The organism is bacterium (assembly GCA_026398675.1).
In the GTDB taxonomy this organism is placed as follows: Bacteria; RBG-13-66-14; RBG-13-66-14; order RBG-13-66-14; family RBG-13-66-14; genus RBG-13-66-14.
Map to the genome: position 1 here is coordinate 1 of JAPLSK010000269.1, position 2,862 is coordinate 2,862.

At 66.7% G+C, this 2,862-nt stretch carries 4 protein-coding genes; all 4 read left to right on the plus strand.

Going from position 1 to position 2,862, the window contains the following annotated elements:
• Positions 1 to 6 precede the first annotated feature (6 nt).
• The 4 genes from NTW26_08340 (at position 7) to NTW26_08355 (ending at position 2,506) form a co-directional block, all read left to right on the plus strand.
• Positions 7 to 576, plus strand: coding sequence for a flavin reductase family protein (locus NTW26_08340; protein MCX7022259.1), 570 nt, complete (start codon positions 7 to 9; stop codon positions 574 to 576).
• Between the two features lie 589 nt (positions 577 to 1,165).
• Positions 1,166 to 1,417, plus strand: coding sequence for a hypothetical protein (locus tag NTW26_08345; protein MCX7022260.1), 252 nt, complete (start codon positions 1,166 to 1,168; stop codon positions 1,415 to 1,417).
• A gap of 470 nt (positions 1,418 to 1,887) precedes the next feature.
• Positions 1,888 to 2,217 carry a cupin domain-containing protein gene (locus NTW26_08350; protein ID MCX7022261.1) on the plus strand — a complete coding sequence of 110 codons (330 nt, stop codon included), beginning with the start codon at positions 1,888 to 1,890 and terminating at the stop codon, positions 2,215 to 2,217.
• A gap of 49 nt (positions 2,218 to 2,266) precedes the next feature.
• A complete protein-coding gene (locus NTW26_08355; GenBank protein ID MCX7022262.1) occupies positions 2,267 to 2,506 on the plus strand; it encodes a type II toxin-antitoxin system HicB family antitoxin in 240 nt (79 codons plus the stop codon).
• Positions 2,507 to 2,862: the final 356 nt, after the last annotated feature.

Consider the following 2,862-nt stretch of genomic DNA (forward strand, 5'->3'; position numbering starts at 1 on the left):
ATTCCGATGGACAAGCTGACCCTGGCGCCCGCCACGTATCTCTACCCCGCGCCCGTCGTCGTGGTGAGCTGCGGCGTCGGGGAGCGGGCGAATTTGATAACCCTGGCCTGGGCGGCCAACGTCTGCGCCGACCCGCCCCAACTGGCCATCGCGGTACGCTCGACCCGCCACTCCCACCCCCTGATTACGGAGATTGGTGAGTTCGTGGTCAACCTCCCCGCCGCCGGGCACATCGTCGCGGTGGACTTCTGCGGCACCGCCTCCGGGCGGGACGTGGACAAGTGGGCCGAGACCGGCCTGACCCCCGTCCCCTCGGAGAAGGTCGAGCCGCCGCGCATCGGCGAGTTCCCGGTCAACATCGAGTGCGCCCTCAAGCACACGCTCCCCCTGGGCTCCCACGACCTATTCGTGGGCGAGGTGCTGGCGGTCCACGTCGCCCGGAGCGCGGCCGACGGGGACGGCCGGGTGGACCAGGATCGGCTGGCCTCGGTGGTTTACGGCCACGGTCGGATGTACTACGGTCTGGGGGGGACGCTGGGGCAGGCGTTCCAGGCCCACCGGAAGAAAAAGGGATGACGAGGGTCGTTGGCTTTCTCGTGAACGTCGCGCTTCTTTATTCGATTCCGTTTCACGCCGCGGCCACCGCCGCCGAGGTCGCCATCGGCGACATGGGCTTCCCCCTGAACACCCCCTGTCCGCGCCTCGGCGATTGCGATGATGTAGGGGCGGGTTTTTTCTCCCGCCCGCCCCCCTCCCTAGCCCGTCGGCGCGCCGCCCCCCAGAGGGGGGAGGGGAAAATGTAAGGCGGGGGCTCCGTACCCCGCCCGTTTTTTCTAAGGTGGCCCTCGCCCCGGCCCATGCCGCGCAATTGCGCCGATGTTGGGCGGACCCGACGAAACGGCGTGAAAGGTGCTATAATGTATTAGCTTTGGAGACGATACATCTTCCACAACGGGGAGGACCGGTGAAGCGGTTGCCTGTACTTCTGCTCCTGATCGCGCTGGGCGCCCCCGCGGCGGCTGAAGAGGTCATCGTCGGCGAGATGGACGCCGACTGCAACTTGCCCTTCTGATCGTTCACCGCCAACTACGACGGCAACGAGCCCGAGCCGGTCTCCTCCGCCGACCCAGTCGTCTTCGACGTCTCCGCCGACGGCTGGTTCGAGATGCCCGACTTCCAGCCCTTCCACTACGACGGCCTGGACAACCTTCTTATCGAGGTCCAGTGGATGGGCGACAACGGGGCCGACCTCAATACCTGGATAACGCGCACGGACACCAACCGCCTGCTCTACCACCAAGACCTCGAAGAGGACGTGGGCTATCCGGTGCAGATTTACCACCGCTTCCGCATTACCATCGAGTTCGACCAGCGGGTGGAAGAGGTGAGCTGGGGGTTGATTAAAGCAGGATTCTAGGCCACGCTCGCGGGAAAAGGCACGGGTAGAGCGCGACCTCTCCCCGCGGGGCCGTGTCCAGCTTCAAGCTGGGTGATCAAGGCCGGGTTCTAGGGGTTTACATAACCCCCTCTCCCTTTTAGGGAGAGGCTCGCCTACGGGTGGGGGTGAGGGTCGGGGTTGGAACTGGACAAAGGCACAATGAGCGGGAGGGTCTGGAGACCCTCCCCCACGGGCTTAGGTGAGGGCTGCTGTGATTTCCCCTCCCCCCTTTGGGGGGAAGCGCGCTTACGGGCCAGGGAGGGGGGTGTAGCGGTTCCCCTTCCCCTTCCAGGGAGAGGCTCGCCTACGGGCGGGGGTGAGGGTCGAGGCGGCCGTCCCCCTCTCCCTTCCAGGGAGCGGCGCGCCGACGGGTAGGGGTGAGGGTCGAAGCGGGGAGCGAAAGCCGCGGCCAGCAACCGGAGCCACCCTACAGAAGGAAAAAGGAAACCATGCCGACGGACGCCGAACTTTCCGGAAAACCGCAAAACCTCGCCGGCCTCCTGGACTACCAGCCCCACGCGGTGGTGAGCCGGGCCATCGTGGACAAGCCGGTGGGCACGCTGACCCTCTTCGCCTTCGACGCCGGGGAGGGCCTCTCCGAGCACACGGCCCCCTACGACGCGGTGGTGCTCGTGGTGGACGGCTCCCTGGAGATAACCATCTCCGGGAAACCGAGCCAGGTGGGGACCGGCCAGATGCTGGTCATGCCCGCCCATGAGCCGCACGCCCTGCGGGCCCAGGAAAGGGCGAAGATGCTCCTGGTGATGATCCGGGCTTGAGGGCTGGAAGGCCGCGAAACGATACCCTTATCCGAGAGCGAGGTGGCCGATGGGCGTCACGCTGTCCGCCGTCATCCACCGCCGGGGCGCGGTGTGGTTGGCCCGCTGCCCCGAGGTGGGCACCATGTGCCAGGGCGCCACCTACGGGGAGGCGCTGGCCAACCTCAAGCGGATAACCGAGGAGTACCTGAAGAGCTTCGCCCTGCCGGAGGATTTCGACCGGGCCACGCTGACGCCCTTCGTGGCCGAGGCGCCCAAGCCGGGCTCCGGGGGCCGACCGTCGGTGTAGGCGTCGCGGGGATGAAAGCGGGCGGGCTTTTCGGTCCGCCTTTTTTTACCGTCCAGCCGTTTGCGCCGAAGTAGGGGCCGACCGACCGGTCGGGTGAGCGGGCGACCGTGGAAGGTCGCCCCTACGGGGGGAATCGCACGGTCCTAAATGTAGGGCGGGGACTTTAGTCCCCGCCGCTTTCACGTTCCCGACCTCGATCCTAACCCTTACCTGTGCACCGCCGATTGCGACGACGTAGGGGCGGGGCTCCGTCCCCGCCCGCTGGCGACCACAGAGGGTCGCCCCTACGGGGGGAATCGCACGGTCCTAAATGTAGGGCGGGGACTTTAATTCACGCCGCTTTACCCCTCACCAGC

Coding starts and splice junctions, on each gene's coding strand:
- NTW26_08340 (MCX7022259.1), top strand. CDS start 7: ATGGACAAGCTGACCCTGGCGCCCGCCACGTATCTCTACCCCGCGCCC.
- NTW26_08345 (MCX7022260.1), top strand. CDS start 1,166: ATGCCCGACTTCCAGCCCTTCCACTACGACGGCCTGGACAACCTTCTT.
- NTW26_08350 (MCX7022261.1), top strand. CDS start 1,888: ATGCCGACGGACGCCGAACTTTCCGGAAAACCGCAAAACCTCGCCGGC.
- NTW26_08355 (MCX7022262.1), top strand. CDS start 2,267: ATGGGCGTCACGCTGTCCGCCGTCATCCACCGCCGGGGCGCGGTGTGG.